The 20,752-nt window shown below is 44.9% G+C and carries 19 protein-coding genes; 17 read left to right on the forward strand and 2 right to left on the reverse strand.

Going from position 1 to position 20,752, the window contains the following annotated elements:
• Positions 1-214: 214 nt before the first annotated feature.
• Both envC and A0G03_RS12520 read left to right on the forward strand, forming a co-directional pair.
• On the forward strand, positions 215-1,516 hold the full coding sequence (envC, locus tag A0G03_RS12515) for a murein hydrolase activator EnvC (RefSeq protein WP_048258244.1): 1,302 nt from the start codon (positions 215-217) through the stop codon (positions 1,514-1,516).
• A gap of 2 nt (positions 1,517-1,518) precedes the next feature.
• Positions 1,519-2,466, forward strand: a complete 948-nt coding sequence (locus A0G03_RS12520) for a divergent polysaccharide deacetylase family protein (protein ID WP_048258243.1) — start codon at positions 1,519-1,521, stop codon at positions 2,464-2,466.
• Between the two features lie 104 nt (positions 2,467-2,570).
• Here A0G03_RS12520 and tdh read toward each other — a convergent pair whose 3' ends face one another.
• Both tdh and A0G03_RS12535 read right to left on the reverse strand, forming a co-directional pair.
• Positions 2,571-3,656, reverse strand: a complete 1,086-nt coding sequence (gene tdh, locus A0G03_RS12530) for an L-threonine 3-dehydrogenase (protein ID WP_048258242.1) — start codon at positions 3,654-3,656, stop codon at positions 2,571-2,573.
• A 10-nt stretch (positions 3,657-3,666) separates the two neighbouring features.
• The gene (locus A0G03_RS12535) at positions 3,667-4,863 is read right to left on the reverse strand and encodes a glycine C-acetyltransferase (RefSeq protein ID WP_048258241.1); all 1,197 of its coding nucleotides are present in this window, start codon (positions 4,861-4,863) and stop codon (positions 3,667-3,669) included.
• Positions 4,864-5,104: 241 nt separating this feature from the next.
• Between A0G03_RS12535 and rfaD the strand changes: the two genes are divergently transcribed.
• The 15 genes from rfaD to A0G03_RS12610 all read left to right on the forward strand — a co-directional run bounded on the left by rfaD (position 5,105) and on the right by A0G03_RS12610 (position 20,687).
• Positions 5,105-6,037 carry an ADP-glyceromanno-heptose 6-epimerase gene (gene rfaD / locus A0G03_RS12540; protein ID WP_011091805.1) on the forward strand — a complete coding sequence of 311 codons (933 nt, stop codon included), beginning with the start codon at positions 5,105-5,107 and terminating at the stop codon, positions 6,035-6,037.
• Between the two features lie 23 nt (positions 6,038-6,060).
• Positions 6,061-7,128 (forward strand): ADP-heptose--LPS heptosyltransferase RfaF, encoded by a 1,068-nt coding sequence (rfaF, locus tag A0G03_RS12545; protein WP_048258240.1) that lies wholly within the window; start codon positions 6,061-6,063, stop codon positions 7,126-7,128.
• On the forward strand, positions 7,125-8,096 hold the full coding sequence (gene rfaC / locus A0G03_RS12550) for a lipopolysaccharide heptosyltransferase RfaC (protein WP_048258239.1): 972 nt from the start codon (positions 7,125-7,127) through the stop codon (positions 8,094-8,096). The genes rfaF and rfaC overlap by 4 nt, the downstream gene beginning before the upstream one ends.
• Positions 8,097-8,260: 164 nt before the next feature.
• Positions 8,261-9,514, forward strand: a complete 1,254-nt coding sequence (locus tag A0G03_RS12555; RefSeq protein ID WP_189315162.1) for an O-antigen ligase family protein — start codon at positions 8,261-8,263, stop codon at positions 9,512-9,514.
• Between the two features lie 215 nt (positions 9,515-9,729).
• Entirely contained in the window at positions 9,730-10,803 is a 1,074-nt protein-coding gene (rfaQ, locus tag A0G03_RS12560) for a lipopolysaccharide core heptosyltransferase RfaQ (protein WP_072061983.1), read from the forward strand.
• On the forward strand, positions 10,800-11,921 hold the full coding sequence (locus A0G03_RS12565; protein WP_048258237.1) for a glycosyltransferase family 4 protein: 1,122 nt from the start codon (positions 10,800-10,802) through the stop codon (positions 11,919-11,921). Before rfaQ ends, A0G03_RS12565 begins: the two co-directional genes overlap by 4 nt.
• A gap of 9 nt (positions 11,922-11,930) precedes the next feature.
• Positions 11,931-12,731, forward strand: a complete 801-nt coding sequence (rfaP, locus tag A0G03_RS12570; RefSeq protein ID WP_048258236.1) for a lipopolysaccharide core heptose(I) kinase RfaP — start codon at positions 11,931-11,933, stop codon at positions 12,729-12,731.
• Positions 12,732-12,750: 19 nt separating this feature from the next.
• On the forward strand, positions 12,751-13,845 hold the full coding sequence (waaB, locus tag A0G03_RS12575; protein WP_048258235.1) for a lipopolysaccharide 1,6-galactosyltransferase: 1,095 nt from the start codon (positions 12,751-12,753) through the stop codon (positions 13,843-13,845).
• An 18-nt stretch (positions 13,846-13,863) separates the two neighbouring features.
• On the forward strand, positions 13,864-14,886 hold the full coding sequence (gene waaO, locus A0G03_RS12580) for a lipopolysaccharide 3-alpha-galactosyltransferase (protein ID WP_048258234.1): 1,023 nt from the start codon (positions 13,864-13,866) through the stop codon (positions 14,884-14,886).
• Position 14,887: 1 nt separating this feature from the next.
• Positions 14,888-15,889, forward strand: a complete 1,002-nt coding sequence (locus A0G03_RS12585; protein ID WP_048258233.1) for a glycosyltransferase — start codon at positions 14,888-14,890, stop codon at positions 15,887-15,889.
• Positions 15,890-15,900: 11 nt separating this feature from the next.
• Positions 15,901-16,884 (forward strand): WaaS/CpsH family glycosyltransferase, encoded by a 984-nt coding sequence (locus A0G03_RS12590; protein WP_048258232.1) that lies wholly within the window; start codon positions 15,901-15,903, stop codon positions 16,882-16,884.
• A 40-nt stretch (positions 16,885-16,924) separates the two neighbouring features.
• Positions 16,925-17,698 (forward strand): CatB-related O-acetyltransferase, encoded by a 774-nt coding sequence (locus tag A0G03_RS12595; RefSeq protein ID WP_053075277.1) that lies wholly within the window; start codon positions 16,925-16,927, stop codon positions 17,696-17,698.
• 122 nt (positions 17,699-17,820) lie between these two features.
• Positions 17,821-18,513: an inositol monophosphatase family protein gene (locus A0G03_RS12600; RefSeq protein ID WP_053075276.1), complete on the forward strand. Its 693-nt coding sequence runs from the start codon at positions 17,821-17,823 to the stop codon at positions 18,511-18,513.
• Positions 18,458-19,972, forward strand: a complete 1,515-nt coding sequence (locus A0G03_RS12605; RefSeq protein WP_157860045.1) for an N-acetylneuraminate synthase family protein — start codon at positions 18,458-18,460, stop codon at positions 19,970-19,972. Before A0G03_RS12600 ends, A0G03_RS12605 begins: the two co-directional genes overlap by 56 nt.
• Entirely contained in the window at positions 19,941-20,687 is a 747-nt protein-coding gene (locus A0G03_RS12610) for an acylneuraminate cytidylyltransferase family protein (RefSeq protein ID WP_080965200.1), read from the forward strand. The genes A0G03_RS12605 and A0G03_RS12610 overlap by 32 nt, the downstream gene beginning before the upstream one ends.
• Positions 20,688-20,752: the final 65 nt, after the last annotated feature.

Below are 20,752 nucleotides of genomic sequence, written 5' to 3' on the forward strand. Positions count from 1 at the left end.
AACAAAAATATAAGTTTCCTGAGTATACCTGCGCGATACGGCAATTACAGCCAGTAAGCCAATATAGCGTATCGAATCTGCGGCACGCTTTCCATTTATCTATTATTGACACGCATAGACGCGTGCCTTTGTGCCATGCTTGTCACGTCTGGAAATAGAAATCAGACAAGAGACAACTGGTAAGCCGCTGTTCATCGTGGAATAATTTATCGATATGAGTAAAAACGCGTTATTTGTACAGAGTCGAGTGGTATGTAGCGCCGATCGCCAGTTATCTGCATTACAAAGGCTGCTCACCCGCTGCGCCAGCGCGCTCTGCGTTGGCGTTTTGCTGTTGCCCGCGCTCAGCCAGGCGGAAGATAATCAGGCACAGCTAAAGACCCTGCAACAAGATATCGCCGCGAAAGAAAAAAGCGTTCAAGCGCAACAAAAGCAGCGCAGTACATTAGTTCAGCAGTTGAAGAAGCAGGAGCAGTCCATCTCTCAGGCCAGTCGCCAACTGCATGAAACGCGCAATACGCTGTCCACGCTAAATAAAGAATTAACCAGCCTCAGCGCCTCTATCGCAAAACTGCAATCTCAGCAGCATAAGCAACAAACGCTCCTTTCTCGTCAGCTTGATGCCGCTTTCAGACAAGGACAGCACAGCGCACTGCAACTCATGCTCAGCGGAGAGGAAAGCCAGCGCAACGAGCGTATCCTCGCCTACTTTGGTTACCTGAATGAAGCACGACAGAAATCCATCAACGACTTGCAGCAAACCCGCGTAGAGCTGGCGGATCAACGACGTCAGTTAGAACAAAAACAGACGCAGCAAAAAACGCTGTTAAGTGACCAACAACAGCAACAGCAAACGCTGGAACAGGCGCAGTCCGATCGGAAGAAAACGCTGTCGACGCTGGAAAGTTCGCTGGAAAAAGATCAGCAGCAGTTGACGGAACTGCGCCAGAATGAAACCCGATTGCGCGATCAGATCGCCCGTGCAGAACGAGAAGCGAAAGCTCGCGCTGAACGAGAAGCGCGCGAGGCTGCCAAGGTTCGCGCCAAAGAAGAGCAGGCCAAACGCAGTGGCAGTAGCTACAAACCGACTGAAGGTGAACGCTCATTGATGGCACGCACTGGCGGTTTAGGGCGGCCTTCAGGTCAAGCTATATGGCCGGTTAACGGCCGCATCGAGCACCGTTTCGGCGAGCCACTACAGGGTGAGCTACGTTGGAAAGGCTTGGTGATTACTGCACCGGAAGGGACTGAAGTGAAAGCTATCGCCGACGGTACCGTACTGATGGCCGACTGGCTACAGGGCTACGGGCTGGTCGTTGTTGTGCAGCATGGTAAAGGGGACATGAGCCTGTACGGTTACAACCAAAGCGCATTGGTATCCGTTGGCGCTCAGGTCAAAGCAGGCCAACCTATCGCACTGGTCGGCACCAGCGGCGGGCAAAGTCAGGCCGGGCTATATTTTGAAATCCGTCGTCAGGGTCAGGCGGTCAATCCACAACCTTGGCTGGGAAGATAGTCTTGTCTTATTTAACCAAAACACCGTTATTGGCATTGAGTCTATTCGCACTTTCTCCGTTGGCTCTGGCCGGAAAACTCGCCATCGTCATCGATGATTTCGGCTATCGTCCACATAATGAGAACCAGATTCTGGCGATGCCTACGGCAATTTCCGTCGCAGTATTACCTAACGCACCGTACGCCCGTGAAATGGCGACTAAAGCCCACCAGCAAGGGCGAGAAGTGCTGATCCACTTGCCGATGGCACCGATGAGCAAGCAGCCGCTGGAGCGCGACACGTTACGCCCAGACATGAGCAGCGATGAAATTCAGCGCATTATTCGCCAATCGGTCAGTAACGTGCCTTATGCCGTAGGGTTGAATAACCATATGGGCAGCGCGATGACCGCCAGCCTGCCTGGTATGCAAAAAGTCATGCAGGCGCTGAGCGCCTACCAGCTCTATTTCCTCGATAGTATGACCATTGGCAGCAGCCAATCGAGTCAGGCCGCAGCAGGAACGGGCGTCAAAGTTATCAAACGCAAAGTCTTTCTGGACGATTCGCAGAACGAAGCCGAGATTCGTAAACAGTTTACCCGCGCGGTGCAAATTGCCCGCCGCAGCGGTTCCGCTATCGCTATTGGGCACCCACATCCTTCAACTATCCGCGTCTTGCAGCAGATGCTACCTACACTGGATGCCGATATCGTCTTAGTGCGCCCCAGCCAGTTGCTGAATGAGCCTACGCAGCATTATGAGCCTCAGCCACAGAAACCGCCCAAGTCGCGTAATCCGTTCCGCGGCATACCGCAATGCCAGGTCAAACAGCTGCCGGAACCGGTGAAAAACGATGTGTTCTTCAGGCTGGTGAGCAGCAGTATTCGGGACAGCGCACCCATGCTGTTTATCAAGCACCGCTGGCAAACTTGGATTGCCCCTGCCGACACCGAAACGCACAAGCAGCCGTAATGTCAGGCGCATGCTCCTCAGGTAAGTGATTCGGGTGAGTGACAAATCTGCTAAAGGCTGATTTGAACGCGGCTTGCAGCGGCCCCTGAGGGGCGAAGTACACGTTAAGTATGCCGAGTAGCGCAGTCAACGCACATGCAACTCGAAGTATGACGAGTATATGCCTCATCCCAATCGAGAATAACCTTGCCCGACTGACCGGAGCGCATAGCATCGAACCCTTTTTGAAACTCATCAATGTGAAAGCGGTGGGTGATAATCGGGGACAAATCCAGTCCGGACTGAATCAGCGCAGACATTTTGTACCAGGTTTCGAACATTTCCCGTCCGTAGATGCCTTTAATAAACAATCCCTTAAAAATCACTTCGCCCCAGTCAATCGACATCGGTTCGTGCGGAATGCCCAGCATAGCGATTCGCCCACCGTGATTCATCGCTTTCAGCATCGCGCGAAAGGCCGATGGTGCGCCCGACATTTCTAACCCAATATCAAACCCCTCGGTCATACCCAGTTCTATCATCACGTCAGTCAGCTTTTCCTCTGCCACATTGACGGCACGCGTTGCCCCCATTTTACTAGCCAGCTCCAGACGGTATGCATTCACATCGGTAATCACGACATTCCTTGCACCAACGTGACGGCACACCGCCGCGGCCATCATGCCTATCGGCCCTGCCCCTGCAATCAACACATCTTCCCCCACTAAATCGAAGGAAAGTGCGGTATGCACGGCGTTACCGAAAGGGTCGAAAATAGCGGCCAATTCGTCAGAAATATTGTCGGGAATGCGAAATGCATTGTAGGCAGGAATCACCAGATATTCCGCGAACGAGCCGGGACGGTTTACCCCGACACCGATGGCATTGCGGCATAAGTGACGTCTCCCAGCGCGACAGTTACGGCAGTAGCCACAGGTAATATGCCCCTCACCAGAAACCCGGTCGCCAATATGAAAACCGTTAACTTCCTGACCAATCGCGACAATTTCACCCACGTACTCATGCCCGACGACCATCGGCACGGGAATGGTCTTCTGCGACCATTCGTCCCAGTTATAGATATGCACATCCGTTCCGCAAATCGCACTTTTGCGGATTTTAATCATGATGTCGTTATGCCCGAGTTCTGGCATGGGGGCATCCATCATCCAGATACCTTCTTCCGGTCGCAATTTTGCCAATGCTTTCATGACAGTTTCCTCAGATGATCACACCCAGACGCTTGCCCACGCGGATAAAAGCCTCGACAGCGAATTCGATTTGCTGCGACGTATGGGCAGCCGACATTTGGGTACGAATACGCGCCTGACCAAGGGGAACAACAGGATAGAAAAAGCCCGCGACGTAAACGCCTTCCCGCTGTAGCGCCTGAGCAAAATCCTGTGCCAGTTGCGCCTCGCCCAGCATCACGGGAATAATGGCGTGATCGGCACCTGCCAGCGTGAACCCTGCGGCAGTCATCTTTTCACGAAACAGGCGGGCATTTTTCCACAGGCGATCACGTCGTTCTCCGCCATATTCCAGCAAATCCAGCACCTTGAGCGATGCGGTGACAATGGCAGGCGCGAGCGAGTTGGAAAACAGATAGGGACGAGAACGCTGGCGCAGCCAGTCGATAACCTCCCGCTTGCCCGCCGTATAACCGCCCGATGCGCCACCCAGCGCCTTGCCTAACGTGCCGGTGATGATATCGACGCGATCCATCACCCCGCAGTGTTCATGCGTTCCGCGCCCTTGTTCGCCCACAAATCCCACTGCATGGGAATCATCAACCATCACGAGCGCATCATAGCGGTCCGCCAGGTCGCAAATTCCCTGCAAGTCTGCAATCACACCATCCATCGAGAAAACGCCGTCGGTGGCAATCATGATGTGCCTTGCCCCTTCGGCTCTGGCCAGTTGCAGTTGTGCTTCCAACTGGCTCATATCGTTATTGGCATAACGATAGCGCCGAGCCTTCGATAGCCGGATACCGTCAATGATCGAGGCGTGGTTAAGCGCATCGGAAATAATCGCATCCTCCGGCCCCATCAGCGTTTCAAACAGCCCGCCGTTGGCATCAAAACAAGAGGAATAGAGAATTACGTCCTCCATTCCTAGAAAATCCGCCAGCTTACGCTCCAGCTGTTTGTGGATATCCTGCGTTCCACAAATGAAGCGCACCGATGCCATGCCGAAACCGTGGCTGTCCAATCCCGCTTTTGCAGCGGCAATCAACTCAGGGCTGTCCGCCAGACCAAGATAATTATTGGCGCAGAAGTTGAGCAGACGGTCGCTATCCATCACCTCAATTTCGGCCTGCTGCGCAGAGGTAATAATTCGCTCCTCCTTAAACACGCCTTCGGTGCGTGCAGCCATGATTTGTGTAGTAAGTTGTTGATAAAAATCGGCAGGCATAGCGACCATCTCCCATAAAAAGATTGCTTTATGGTTTTTAAGCTAGCGGATGTGGGCAGAAATGCGGGGGAAACAGTCTGAAAATGCAGGTTTCGTCACGACCTGAATCATCTTAAAAGGTTGGGACAACACGGGATAAATTAACCTCTGGCTGCTTGCAGTAAAATGAAATGCTATTATAGCGGTCATAAACAGTGTGGGGCGCGGTGCCTCACCGGCATGATTAACAAAGGTCGCACCCATGATTATCGTTACTGGCGGTGCCGGTTTTATCGGCAGCAATATCGTAAAATCTCTGAATGACATCGGCTACCGGGACATTCTGGTTGTCGATAACCTGAAAGACGGCACCAAGTTCGTCAATCTGGTCGATCTGGACATAGCAGATTACGTGGATAAGGAAGATTTCGTCGCCAGCATCGTTGCGGGTGACGATCTGGGCGATATCGAGGCCGTATTCCATGAAGGTGCCTGCTCCTCCACCACCGAGTGGGATGGCAAATACATGATGGATAACAACTATCAGTATTCCAAAGATGTGCTGCACTACTGCCTCGATCGCAGTATTCCGTTCCTGTATGCCTCTTCGGCCGCGACCTACGGCGGTCGTAACGATAACTTCATCGAAGACCGCCAATACGAGCAGCCTCTGAACGTCTATGGCTACTCCAAGTTCCTGTTCGATCAGTACGTGCGTGAGATTCTGCCGGAAGCGGAATCGCAGATCTGCGGCTTCCGCTATTTCAACGTCTATGGACCGCGCGAAGGGCACAAAGGCAGCATGGCAAGCGTCGCGTTCCACCTGAACAACCAGATTAATCAGGGTGAAAATCCGAAGCTGTTCTCTGGTAGCGAAAACTTCAAACGTGACTTCATTTACGTCGGTGATGTCGCGGCCGTCAATCTGTGGTTCTGGCAAAATGGTGTTTCGGGCATCTTCAACTGCGGTACCGGTCGTGCCGAATCCTTCCAGGCCGTTGCCGACGCCACACTCGCCTTCCATAACAAAGGCGGCGTGGAGTACATCGAATTCCCTGAAAAACTGAAAGGCCGCTATCAGGCCTATACGCAGGCCGACCTCACCAACTTGCGGGCCGCGGGCTACGATAAGCCGTTCAAAACCGTCGCCGAAGGCGTAGCGGAATATATGACCTGGCTGAACCGTACCGTTTAATCGGATAAGGATTCATAAGCGGTATGAAAATTTTGGTCATCGGCCCTTCCTGGGTCGGCGATATGATGATGTCGCACAGCCTTTATCGCACATTGAAGGCTGAACACCCGGAAGCGGTCATTGACGTGATGGCGCCAGCGTGGTGCCGTCCGCTGCTGGCACGAATGCCGGAAGTCAATCAGGCGTTAGCCATGCCGCTAGGCCACGGCGCACTTGAGCTGGGCGAACGCCGTCGTCTTGGCGTATCCCTGCGCGATGCAGGTTATAACCGAGCATACGTGCTGCCCAACTCCTTCAAATCTGCGCTGGTGCCGTTCTTTGCCAACATTCCGCAACGCACAGGCTGGCGCGGCGAGATGCGTTACGGGCTGTTGAACGACCTACGCGTGCTAGATAAAGCCGCATTTCCACTGATGGTTCAGCGCTACGCAGCATTAGCCTATGACCGTAGCCGTATCCATCGTGCCGAGGACTTGCCGCAGCCGTTACTTTGGCCACAGTTACAGGTTAATCATGCCGAAATTGCGGACATAACGCAGGCCTTTGACCTCAGCGATAAACGCCCCATCATCGGTTTTTGCCCCGGTGCCGAATTTGGCCCTGCCAAACGCTGGCCGCATTATCACTACGCTGCGTTGGCGCAATCACTGATTGAGCGCGGCTACCAGATTGCTCTGTTCGGTTCCGCCAATGATAGTTCAGCCTGTGACGATATTCTTCAGGGGTTGACTGAGGATGCCCGACAGCACTGCGCCAATCTAGCGGGGAAAACCTCGCTGGAACAGGCTGTTGTCTTGATTGCGGCCTGTCATGCCGTTGTCAGCAATGACTCTGGGCTCATGCACGTCGCCGCGGCGCTTCATCGCCCGCTTGTCGCGCTTTATGGCCCGAGTAGCCCCGATTTTACCCCGCCGTTGTCCCATCAGGCTGAAGTGATTCGCCTGATTACCGGTTATCACCGGGTGCGTAAAGGGGATGCCGAGCAAGGTTATCACCAGAGCTTGATCGATATTCAGCCCGAACGCGTGCTCAGCGCGCTGGATAAGCATCTCATTCTGGGAGTAAATCGGGCGCCGGGAGCAGACGCATGAGAGTGCTGATCGTGAAAACATCGTCGATGGGCGATGTGCTACATACGTTGCCCGCTTTAACCGACGCGATGCAGGCTATTCCCGGTATCCAGTTCGACTGGGCGGTTGAAGAAGGTTTCGCACAAATTCCAAGCTGGCACCCCGCAGTTTCCCGCGTCATTCCAGTGGCAATACGCCGCTGGCGGAAAAACTGGTTTAGTGCCCCGATACGTCAGGAACGTGCAGAATTCAAGCGCCAACTACGTCAATACCGCTACGATGCAGTTATCGATGCGCAGGGGCTGATTAAAAGTGCGCTGCTGGTTACGCGACTCGCTAACGGAAAGAAACACGGATTGGATTGCAAGAGCGCGCGTGAGCCGCTGGCAAGCTGGTTTTATAACTATCGCCACCCGATAAGCCGTCGGCAGCATGCCGTCGAGCGCGTACGGGAGCTGTTTGCTGCGAGTCTGGGCTATAGAAAACCTACTGAACGCGGCGATTATGCGATTGCCCAGCGGTTCCTTTCTCAGCCGCCCGAAGACACCAACCGCTATCTGGTGTTTCTCCACGCCACGACGCGTGATGAAAAGCACTGGCCGGAAGCGCACTGGCGTGAACTGATTGCGCTATTAGCACCGAGTGGATTACACATCAAACTCCCCTGGGGAGCGGCGCATGAGCACCAGCGCGCATTACGGTTGGCGGAAGGCTTCCCCCACGTTGACGTCTTACCGCGTCTGACGTTGCAACAGGTCGCAGAGGTACTCGCGGGTGCCAAGGCCGTTATTTCCGTCGATACTGGGCTTAGCCACCTGACGGCGGCACTGGATCGCCCGAATATCACCTTATACGGCCCCACCGACCCAGGGCTGATTGGCGGCTATGGGATGAACCAAGTGGTAGAAATGTCCGAAAGCCAGAAAATGGAGACAATTCCCGCTAGCCTCGTCCATCAGAAACTAGAAATGCTGATATACCCTAAATAATTCGAGTTTCAGGAAGGCGGCAAGGGAAGGAATCCCGATGAGCTTACAAAAGTAAGTGATTCGGGTGAGTGAACGCGGCCAACGCATATGCAACTTGAAGTATGACGGGTATAGAATTACCTGCAATCAGGCGAGTAATATCGCTCCCGACTGTGAACAAATACATGCTCAATGAATTAAGGTACGAACTGGGAAAAGCGCCCAGTATAAGTGCGACTATCGCACTGAAAGCGATTTTCCCAGGCTGTTTACTCACATTAGCTATTATGCCATTTAGTAGCATTATTGCCGGGTGGCTTTTTTATCTCACGGGTTCACTATCTGTTTTCTATGTGGTGACACACTTAAGAACAGTAATAGCCGCTAAGCGGTTATTACTGATTCCGCTTTGCCTGCTGGCTATCGGCTTAACCAATCTCATTTGGTATCACCACTATTATCAACCCGATAGCCTTTTACCTTATGTATATAACGCCTACAGGACATCCGCCCATGCCGGTATTCTGGGTGCATTCATCCTGCTGACAGTCCTGCATATCTCGCAAAAAAATCAGCGACAGCCACTCTTCTACATCATCGCAATCTGTGTTTTCGCGCTGAGCTACGCGTTCTATCAGTCATTATTCAGTGGAATGCACCGTATTGGATTAGTATTTGGTACCGCAACGAGCGCGGCCTATTTTCTTACCTTCATCGGTGCTTTAAGTGCACAGGCACTGCTTAAGCTCAATTCTGCTTATAAATATTACCTCTATCTGGGGCATTTTCTGCTAGTGACTGTCGCTATTTTACTAACAGAAACACGGGCAGCCATACTCGTCTATCCTATTGTTGGTGCGACCATTTTATTGTCAGAAGTCAGGCACAGTAAGTCGCTATTTATAAAAGCATTAGTCGGATCATCGGCCACGCTTCTCCTGTGCTTATTCCTTTTTCAGGAGACGATTCATCAGCGTATTAACGATCTGATTAATGACGTACACAGCTATAGTATGAATAACAGCAGAACCTCGGTTGGTGCACGAATCGCGATGTATCAATCAGGTATCGAAGCCGGGGAAGACGCGTTATTGGGGCAGTCCGCCGAACAGCGCGCAGAGCGAATCGTTGCACAAGCAGAACAAAAACCGAGCTTAGCGGGTGCCGTTGAATTTTTGAATGTTCATCTGCATAACGAAGTGATTGATGCCTTCTCCCTTAAGGGATTACCGGGAGCAATATTGCTTGTGTTGCTCTATGCCTCTTTATTTTATTTTTCATTTTTTGTTCTACGCAGCCACCTCTCTGCTGCGCTGCTTTTTGCTCTGCTGATGTATGGACTTAGCGATGTCATTCTCTATTCACGAGACATGCTTATCGCGTGGCTTATGGCATTTTGCCTCGGCACAACGCTGACTGGAAAATGGCTAAAGAATTAGCCCTGTTATAATTAGCGTATGGCAGTAGCATTTACCTCTGTGAGAGGGATGTGGGTTTTAGTACCATACTGGGTTTGAATACGTGCGCAATAAATTTGCGCACCGCAAATCGCCGAAACATTTCGGATCATCTCAGTTAACTGGTAGCTGTCGAGCCAGGGGCGGTAGCGTGCCTGTAAAAAATAATAACCTTTTGATTATATGAAGGAAAACGAGTGAGTCAACGCATCATCCCTTATCACCGGATTCTCGTGGTAAAGCTCAGATATCATGGCGATATGCTGCTGACCACTCCGCTCATCAGCACGCTGAAAGCCAATTATCCTGACGCTAAAATCGACGTATTACTGTACCAAGATACGATGCCCATTCTCTCTGCAAACCCGGAGATAAATGCGCTTTATGGTCTCAAAAGAAAGACCCGTACTTTTTTGGAAAAAGTCCGTAATTTCAAAGAAATCAGGCAACAGCTTAAGCAAAACAATTACGACCTTATCGTCAATCTGGCTGATCAGTGGCCGATTGCCTTATTAGTAAAATCATTGGGGTGTCGCAGTCTTGCTCTCGATCGGGGCAATAACCTGAAAGGAAAGATGTGGCGCTCATTTTTCAGCGCCTGCGTTTCAGCAAGGGGAACGCATATTGTTGAGCAAAACCGCTCCGTGCTTTCTCCTCTCAACTTACAGCCGACCACTCAAAAAGATCGGATGTCGCTGTATTACAGAGAGGAGGATGCCAATCGTATGTTCAGTATCTCTCCACAGCTACGTGAGCAAGATTATATTGTCATCCAGCCTACGGCGAGACAGTCTTTTAAATGCTGGGACAATGATAAATTTGCGACTGTCATCGACGACCTGAAAGTAAGAGGCCTCGAAGTGGTACTGACCTGCGGACCGTCCCCGGACGATCTCCATGTTATTCAAGATATCCATGCTCTATGCAAACACAAGCCGGATATAGCCTTTGCAGGTAAAACCAGTTTTCTGGAACTCGCCGCATTAATCGATAGAGCCAAACTTTATCTCGGCGTCGATTCCGCACCAATGCACATGGCAGCAGCGCTCGATACACCGTTAGTCTGCTTGTTTGGACCGACAGATCATAAAAAATGGCGACCCTGGTCTGACAACAGTATCGTTATTTGGGCTGGGGACTATCAACCGATGCCGGAAAGAAAAAATCTCGATAGGAACCAAAAATACCTTTCCTGCATCCCTGCACAAGAGGTCATTCAAGCAGTAAATAGCCTATTGGCAGATCGTTCGACAAACGAGGAAGTGCAATGAATATTGCCATCTGCCTGTATAAATATTTCCCTTTCGGCGGACTGCAACGTGACTTTTATAGTATTGCTCAAGCTTGCGTAAAGCTGGGGAATCAGGTCCGCGTCTATGTTTTATCATGGCAAGGTGAACAGCCAGATAACCTTGAGATTATTTTCGTTCCCGTGTCGGGCATGAGTAATAACCGACGAAATCAGCGTTATAGTGAATGGGTTCAACGCCATCTCCAACAGTATCCTGTCGATCGGATTGTTGGTTTTAATAAAATGCCAGCGCTAGATTTCTACTATGCCGCCGATGTTTGTTACGCAGAGAAAGTCGAGCAAGAGAAAGGGGCAATCTACCGCTTAATGCCACGTTACAGACATTATGCCTCCTTTGAAAAGGCAGTCTTTAAACGCGATAGCCACACAAAAATGCTGATGTTAACGCAGCGACAAATCGCAGATTTCAAGAAGCACTACAACACACAAGATGAACGCTTTTTTATTTTGCCACCAGGCATCGCTCTCGACAGAAAATACGACCGTCAAGCACCTGACGTTCGACAAACCTTTCGCCGCGCACAAGGTATCGACGACAACGCTATCTTCCTACTTCAGGTAGGATCTGATTTTAAACGTAAAGGTGTGGAACGCAGTATTCAGGCTATCGCGAGTCTACCTGACGGATTACGTCAGAAAGTCATTTTTTTCGTTGTCGGGCAAGATAAGCCGGAGCGCTATCTGTCATTGGCCAAGCAGTGTGGCATTGAAGATAACGTACGCTTCTTTTCAGGACGTGATGACATCCCTGATTTCATGGCCGCAGCAGACCTGTTGATGCATCCAGCTTATCAGGAAGCTGCGGGAATTGTACTGCTTGAAGCGATAGCCGCTGGACTACCAGTGATGGTGACTGACGTGTGTGGCTACGCGCCCTATATCGACAAGGCGCGGGCAGGGGCTGTTATCCCTTCACCTTATGCACAAACATCGTTGAATATGGCCCTACATGATGCTCTGAATCAGCCAGAAACATTACTGAAATGGGCTAACAACGCCCGTCATTTCGCCGATAGCGAAGATTTATACAGCCTGCCTGAAAAAGCAGCGATGCTGATTTCAGGCAGTGATGAGTGAATAAACAGCATGATTGAACTAAAAGAGCCGTTTGCATCGGAATGGAAAGATCGCGATCCCTTCGAAGAAGTTGAAAAATTAGATGGCGACGTTTTTCGCGCATTGGAAAGTCGCCGGACGCTGCGTTTTGTACTGAAAGAAAAATCCTACTTCATCAAAATACATCGTGGCACCGCGCTCAAAGAAGCGTTGAAGAATTTGCTATCACTCAGACTGCCCGTACTCGGTGCCGATCGTGAATGGCAAGCCATCCATCGTCTGGCAGATCTGGGTGTAGATACCATGAAGGGTATTGGATTCGGCCAACGTGGGTTAAACCCACTACGACGTCATTCCTTCATCATTACCGAAGATCTTAACCCTTCGATTAGTCTGGAAGACTATTGCGCAAACTGGCTGATTAATCCGCCTTCTGTGAAAGAAAAACGTCGCCTTATACGCCGCATTGCAGAAATGGTACGCGGCATGCATTCTAGCGGGATTAATCACCGTGATTGCTATATCTGCCATTTTTTACTGCATCTACCTTATCAGCCCACAGATACGCAATTTAAAATTTCAGTCATTGATTTACATCGGGCACAACTTCGCAATCGTGTTCCCCTGCGCTGGCGGAATAAGGACCTTATCGGTCTTTATTTTTCATCGCTTGATATTGGTTTAACCAAAAACGATTTACTGTGGTTTTTAACGATCTATTTTGATCGGCAAACGTTGCGTACCACGCTGCAACACGAACAGCCTTTATTTCAACAAGCACGTGTAAAGGCAGAAAAGATACGCGTGCGAACGGAGCGTAAGGCATTGTAATTCCTGCCTGATAACACTTATGAACATATTATTTGTTGGTGAAGCCACTTCTGGGTTCGGCGGTATAGAAACCGTGCTGAAAAAAGTAACCGGCTTTCTTGAAAATGACGTCGAGACAAAAAACGACTACACACTATATTTTTTGTGTCGCGATGACCGCATGGACAAAGTATGGCTAGAAGGGAAAAAATTCGTTTGCCACCGTTCAAACATCAAGATTTCATTTCTACGTCGCCTGAGTCATTCCTGTGCGCTGGCACAGCATATTAAACAGAGCCAACCGGATGTCGTTATTGCCTTTGATTCACCTTCATGCCGTGTAGCCGCACAAGCCATTCGCGCAAGCAAGACCACCCCTCCGCTGGTCTCTTGGATACACTATTCGCTTGACCATAAAAAGCATTCAGAGCACGTGTTGGCTGCCAATTACCACCTAGCAATCAGTTCTGGCATCAAACAACAGTTGGTCGATCGGGGAGTTCCTGCCGATCGTGTTGCGGTCATTTTCAATCCAGTGACGCCACAAACCACAGTGATACCCCGTCCCGCCGAGGCAGAAAAAGCCGTGTTTATCTATGTCGGACGGCTTAAATTTGAAGGGCAAAAACGCCTCAAAGATATGTTGGATGCTTTTTCTGGGCTGACAGGCGATTGGGAATGCCATTTTATTGGCGATGGCTCAGACGCCCAGGCGTGTCAGGAGTATGCTAAAAAATTGGGCATTGCCGCACACGTCCACTGGCACGGCTGGCAGGCAGCACCATGGGAATATGTACAACATAATATTAAAAATGTTTCCGCGTTCGTCATGAGCTCTGCCTTTGAGGGGCTACCCATGACGTTACTTGAGGCCATGTCTTACGGCATCTATTGTGTTAGCAGTGATTGCCCTTCTGGGCCGAGAGATATCATCAGGAATAGCGTCAATGGGCAACTTTATCAACCTGGTGATACGACCACACTGCGGAGTAGTTTGCAGGGCGTGGTCAATAGACAGCCTTTACTGGATGCGAAACAAATCTCAGTGTCCATTCACCGTTTCTATGATGAAACCTATTACAAAGAAATGAAAGCAGTTATCAATGCCGCCATTCACCACCAAGTGATGGAATAATCACCTACTGGATTTCTTATGTATTTCAAAAAAGAAGATGTCATAACAGAAACGCTCTGTTTCTCATATATTCCGGTGGACCCCGAAAAAAATCCATTGAATATTGCATTTGGCACCGATAAAAATTTTCTATTTGGCTGTGCGATTGCGATTACTTCAATACTGATTAAAAACCCTGAGCAGCGGCTGGCGTTTCACATATTTACCGACACATTAAACGAAGATAGCAGAAAACGTTTTCAAGCACTCGCCGAGCAATACCACACCACCATTACCTTATATAACGTTAACTGTGAGTGGCTTAAACGTCTACCTAGCACCAAGAATTGGTCGTACGCTATTTATTTTCGCTTTCTCGTTACTGACTATTTTTATCAACAACTCGATAAGATTATCTATCTTGATTCAGACATTGTGTGCAACGGTTCCCTACAAGAACTCGCTACGCTTGATATCGGCGAAAATATTGTTGCTGCCGTCGCCGAAGGAGAAAGTCAGTGGTGGGGAAAATGTGCACAGCGTCTGGAAACACCAGGTATTAGAAATGGCTATTTTAACTCTGGTTTCCTACTCATTAATCTGGCTAGCTGGCATAAGCATGATGTTACAACCAAAACAATGACCATGTTATCAGATCCCCAAATCGCAAATAGGATCTCTTATCCGGATCAAGACATCCTAAATATGCTTTTACCGGGTTATATTCAGTTTCTGGATAAAAAATATAACATACAGTTTAGCCTTAATTATGAGTTAAAGTGCAAAACGGGCGAAACCTATCCGCACCCCATAACGGACTCGACAGTTTTTATCCATTATATTGGGCCAACTAAACCTTGGCATGAATGGGCACAGTATCCTAGCTCACGTTATTTTTATAGTGCTAAGGAGTCTTCGCCATGGAAAGATGTTCCACTGGAAAAAGCCACGTCGACTAATCAACTCCGTTACAGTGCAAAGCATGAAATGCATAAAATAAATATACTAAAAAGTATAAAGCATTACATGCTATATTTTATAAAAAAAACAAACAGAGAATAACATGAAATTTAAAATCGAAAACATTATTTTAAATAAAATATCCATTAACGAGAAAAATATTTACTCAGACTGTTTTTTCGACGTTTCATATGGCGTAGATAGGAATTTTTTATTTGGCGCAGCCATTTCAATTACATCATTGATTATTAACAATAAAAAAATTAACTTCAGATTTCATATATTTACGGATTACATCGATGATGATTATATTGAAAGAGCAAGGGAGTTAAGTAAGAAATTTAATACTATAATAGAAATTTACCTAATTGATGCGAGCTATCTTAAAGAGTTACCAAGTAAAAAATGGCCACTTGCAACATATTTTAGATTTATAATTTTTAAATTACTTAGCAGTACGATATCTAAACTTCTTTATCTCGATGCAGATATTATTTGCAAAGGTTCTGTTAATGAACTTTTAAAAATAAACCTAGATAATAAATTTGCATGCGTCGTTCCAGACATTGAGCCAATGCAAGCTCTAGCGGCAGAGAGACTTGGGGTGGAAGAAATAAATGGATTATATTTCAATGCTGGTTTTATATATATAAACCTAGCAGAATGGGAAACACATAGACTTACAGAAAAAGCGATATCGCTGTTATCTGACCCTATAAAAGGGAAAAATTTAAAATATCAAGATCAAGACGTATTGAATCTATTTTTCTTAAAAAGAACAATTATCTTACCACGCAAATTTAATTGTATTTATTCAATTAAAAGTGAGCTAAAAGATAGAACACATCAAAAATATAAGGAAATAATCACAGAGAAAAGTATATTCATTCATTATGTAGGTGCCACTAAACCTTGGCATAGTTGGAGTACATATCCTTCAACATACTTTTTTCAAAAAGCACATATAGAGTCCACATGGGACAATGTGCCGTTACTTGAACCAACAACAGCATTACAATGGAAGAAAAAATCAAAGCATGAGTTTAAAAAATTCAACTTTTTAAAAGGGATATTGAGTAGAGTAAATTATTATCTTTTTAAATAAAAGGAAAATATATGAAAGTATTTTTTATAGAATGGAATGCAAGCTATGAAAAATTGATGATTAAAAATTTAAAAAATGAACATGCCGTTATAGAAATCAATAATGCTATGAAGCATTTCACAAAAAAAAATATAAAATTAAAAAAAATTGGCATTAACTCTTGGTTTGTTAAAATCCATGTTTTTCTAAAATTAAGAAAAATAAAAAAAGACGATCTTTTAATTTGCAATGGATACAGTATTTTAGGTTTTTTAGATTTAATAAAAGAAATAAAATGTAAGAAAGCACTAGTTATTCGAGATACAATGATTCATCTTGAAAATGAAATGATATATAGAAAAAAATGGCTTATGTTGGGGAATGGATTTATAAATGAGGTCAAAGCGCATTTTGATAAAATTTATAGCTTTGATCCGAGTGATTGTCAAAAATATAACTTAATCTATTTGAATCAGTTCTTACCATTTACATACTCCAATATAATAAACATAAGGAACAACCCTTCGTTATTGATTGAGAAAAAAAATAGAAATTGTTTCTTTGTCGGTGAGTACAGAACGGATAGAGAACAACATTTAAAATCAATAGCTTTATTGTTGAAAAAAAACGAATACATCCCAGACTTTTATCTTATTGATAGAAAAAATGAGGGGGGGAATTATTTCAATGGGAAACAGTTAAGCTATGAAGAAAATATAAACAAGGTTATTTCTTCGGAAATAATAGTAGAAATCAATCACAAAGGGCAAGATGGATTGACATTAAGAACTATAGAAGCTATTGCGTTTAATAAAAAAATAATAACAAATAATATTAAAGTAATGGACTATGATTTTTACACGCCAAATAGATTTTTTATATTAGACTATGATACCGAAGATAATTTCTATACTTTTATTTCTTGTAAAATAGAAGAGGAAGAAATTGAGATAATAAAAAAATACACAGCAGAGTATATGCTCCAGAATATTAAAAGAGATTTCAACTTATTTTAACATCCTATTAATAACATTCAGATACATTGAGATAAAAAAGATGAGTTATCCATTTACATTTAGATGGACAAAAAAACACGAGAGATTTTGTATATCTGAAAACATATTCCTTGATTCTATATTTAGAATAAAAAATGTTTACAAGAAAAGAAACTTTCTATTACTAAGACCCGGTAAAAAAATAACATTAACTTGTGATATCTTCGCTGAGGCATACGCAACTATGCCACATAAAAGTTTTTGCTCAATAGGTGCTTATTCATATAGCAGCAGCGCTTTTCCGAATGAAATGTCGATTGGTAGATTTTGTAGCATTGCTTCAAAAGTGACTATCATGGGAACCATGCATCCAACCGACAGATTCACAACAAGCCCATTAACATACAATAAAGAATTTTCAAAAATACTGAAACTAGAAAATGAAAATGATATACATAAATTTAATGAAAATTTACCGCTTCCAACTATCGGACATGATGTTTGGATTGGAGAGAATGTCGTTCTAAAAGGAGGTATTACAATTGGACACGGTGCTATCGTCGGCGCGAATGCAGTTGTTACAAAAGATGTACCACCTTATGCTGTAGTTATCGGAGTACCCGCTAAAGTTATTAGGTTCAGATTTAACAATGATATAATAGAAAAATTGTTATCTTTAGCATGGTGGGAATACCAGTATACCGACATTCCATTTAGGCATCTTCATAATATTAACGATTTTGTTTTTTCACTAGAGAGCAAAATAGAAAACAAAGAGATACATAAAAAAACCTATACTAGGATAAACTTATCCGAAGAATTTATGAATTTATGAATTTATTTTTTGAAAATAAAAATCAGCGGTAGATTGGTTCCTCTGTAGTCGGCACCTGCAGACTACAGGCTTTCCTAATATTCCCCTAACACTTATCATAAGAAACTTAATAAGGATATAATGTGGAAATTGAAATAAGAAATTTATTAGATGAATGTGCCGATATCGTAACAAATAACTTATCTGAAATTAAAAGATTACGTTATAAAATAAAATATAAAAAAGATAATAGTCCGGTAACAGAAGCAGATCGATTTATTGAAAATTACATTTCTGAATGGCTGAAAAATAAGTTACCAAACCTCACATTTGTAGGTGAAGAAAGTTTTGATTTCAGGACTCAAAAATATGATGGCTACGTTGCACTGCTCGACCCTATTGATGGTACAGAGAATTTTTGTTCTGGCCTAAAAGAATGGGGGACATCACTAGGAATATGGAGGGATGGCAAACACCTTGGCAGTATGCTGATGATGCCAGAATTAAACGAAAAACTTGTTACAGGGGATAAAATCCCTTATTTAAATTCACGAATTACTGGGTTTTCTTCATCATTTCATGAAGACATACCAAAAGGTATGTGCCTAGCAGAAGAATACAGAGTGACAGGTTGCGCGGTTTATAATTTATACAACGTAGCAAGGGGCGCATTTAAGCGCTTTATTAATCCTAAAGGTGCTTACACTTGGGATTTATTACCTGGATTGATGATTGCACTTGAACATAACTGTGAGATTAAAGTAAACGATGAGCCATTCCATGGGCAATTTCTTGAGCCAACTAAAAAATATCGCGTCGACATACAGCACCAATAATATTTTCATTTTGGGTAAAGGCCCTTCTGCAGATCTCGTCCGCCCAGAAATTTATGCTGGATCATTAGTTATTGGCGTAAATGATTCTGAACGTATTGCGCCAACTGATATTACTATTTTCCATGAGAATTGGGTGGCAGCAGGGCTACAAGAAGGTGGATTCCGCTCTCAACTATACATCACCTCGATGCGTGACTTCTCCCCGAAAAACAGGACGATTGTACACGCACCATATATTCCATTGACGCAGGAATCCTCAGAGTTAATTATGCAGCGTCTAATGAGTCATGAACTGTATATCGAAGATATGCTGTTTATGACCGCGCTAAAAGTAGCTCGTAATGTAGCAGATATTCGAGGAAAACCTCAAAATGTTTACATGATCGGGTTTGATTTTGACCCTAATGCTGGATACAGTAAACAACTTGGCCATGATTATTCGCCATATCGCGAAGAAGAAAAAACCATTAGAATATCATTACAAGAGTTTTATTTTATTAATGCATTATATTTTCTACGCGATACCAATATTTCCGTCAACCATGTTGGAAAACGCGGATTTAGCTCACTAACACCAGATGAAATGAACCAAACGGTAGAACGCAAGGTTCAAGGAAAAAATAAGTATGATGTATCGATTGTTGCTGAACTAACAACGAATCATTTCGGTGATCGCCTTCGTTTGGAGAGAATGATAAGAGCGAGTAAAGCGGCCGGAGCTGACTTTATTAAATTACAAAAAAGGGATGTTAATAGTTTTTATACTAAAGAGCAGTTGAAATCGAAGTATATTTCACCATTTGGTAAAACATTTTCTGATTATCGACACCACTTAGAACTGAGTAAAGATGATTTTGAATTCGTTAATAATTTGTGTAAAGATCTCAATATAAACTGGTTTGCTTCTGTTTTAGATAAAGCATCGTTTCAGTTCATGATGGATATTGGCTTATCAATGGTAAAATTACCATCGACAATTTCAGAGCATACTGATTACCTCACTTATGTTGCCAATAATTATAGAGGTTCGGTCGTTTTATCAACGGGAATGACTGACAGTAAATATGAGAGATTTATAACAGAAACATTTATTCATTGCGAAAATTTATATCTATTGCAATGCAACTCTGCTTATCCAACCCCACTTGAAGATTGTAATATCGCAGTTGTGAGACATTATCATGAGCTTTCCAAGGCAGATCCTCGCATCATTCCAGGTTACTCAAGCCATGACTTCGGATGGAAAGCGTCTGCTTTAGCGGTTGCAGCTGGGGCAAAGATGGTAGAAAAACATGTTAAGCTTGGGAATACGGAATGGGCACACTTTGATGCAGTAGCTATTGATTTAACCACTTCAGCATTCAAAGAATATGTTGATCAAATTCGGGATGCAGAAACAATATTAGGTTCTAGTGAGAAAAAGGTGAATGAAAGTGAACATCATAAATATAGAAAATAATAATTTATGGGCCATAGTACCTGCCAGATGTGGCTCTAAAGGTTTTCCTGGGAAGAATATATATCCATTAGATAACACGCCCCTTCTTGCACATTCAATTATGTTTGCGAAGTCATTGCCATTTGTAAATAAAGTCATTCTTTCTACTGATAGTGATGAATACTCTGTTATAGGAAAAAAATACGGTGCTGAGATTCCTTTTCTTAGGAGCTCTAATGCAGCAAAAGATGACTCTATGGAGGAGGATGTTCTTTTAGATATTTTAAACCAATGTATAGTAAATGAAATCACACCTCCCGACCATATTCTTTGGCTACGCCCAACACATCCTTTTAGAGATAAAAAAACATTCTTAGACGCATATGAAAAATATCGCACTGAAGAATTTAGCTCTATTTGCGTTGTTACAAGAGAAGACCCTAGAATATTTAAAGAAAACAATCATATATTGACACCATTAATAAAAGAGTTTGAAGACCGTTCTATGGTTAGACGACAGGATTGTGAACCGTCATTTAGGATATTCTCAGGTGAATTATTTAAGTTTCCAGAAAAATATGAAAAGAAATTTTTAGGAGAAAAAATTGGTTATGTTGTTTCCCCAGACGTTTGCAAATTTGATATAGACTACAAAGAAGATATAGATTATATGAATTATTTGCTGTCTACAGAAAATGGAAGGGTAATATATGGTTCATACCTTAACGAGTATTAACACAGCCCCCTTGTCATCCCGCCTAAAAATGAATCCAGAGGGCGCCAAAATGACAAATGAAACGT

The organism is Pectobacterium peruviense (genome assembly GCF_002847345.1).
Taxonomy (GTDB): Bacteria; Pseudomonadota; Gammaproteobacteria; order Enterobacterales; family Enterobacteriaceae; genus Pectobacterium; species Pectobacterium peruviense.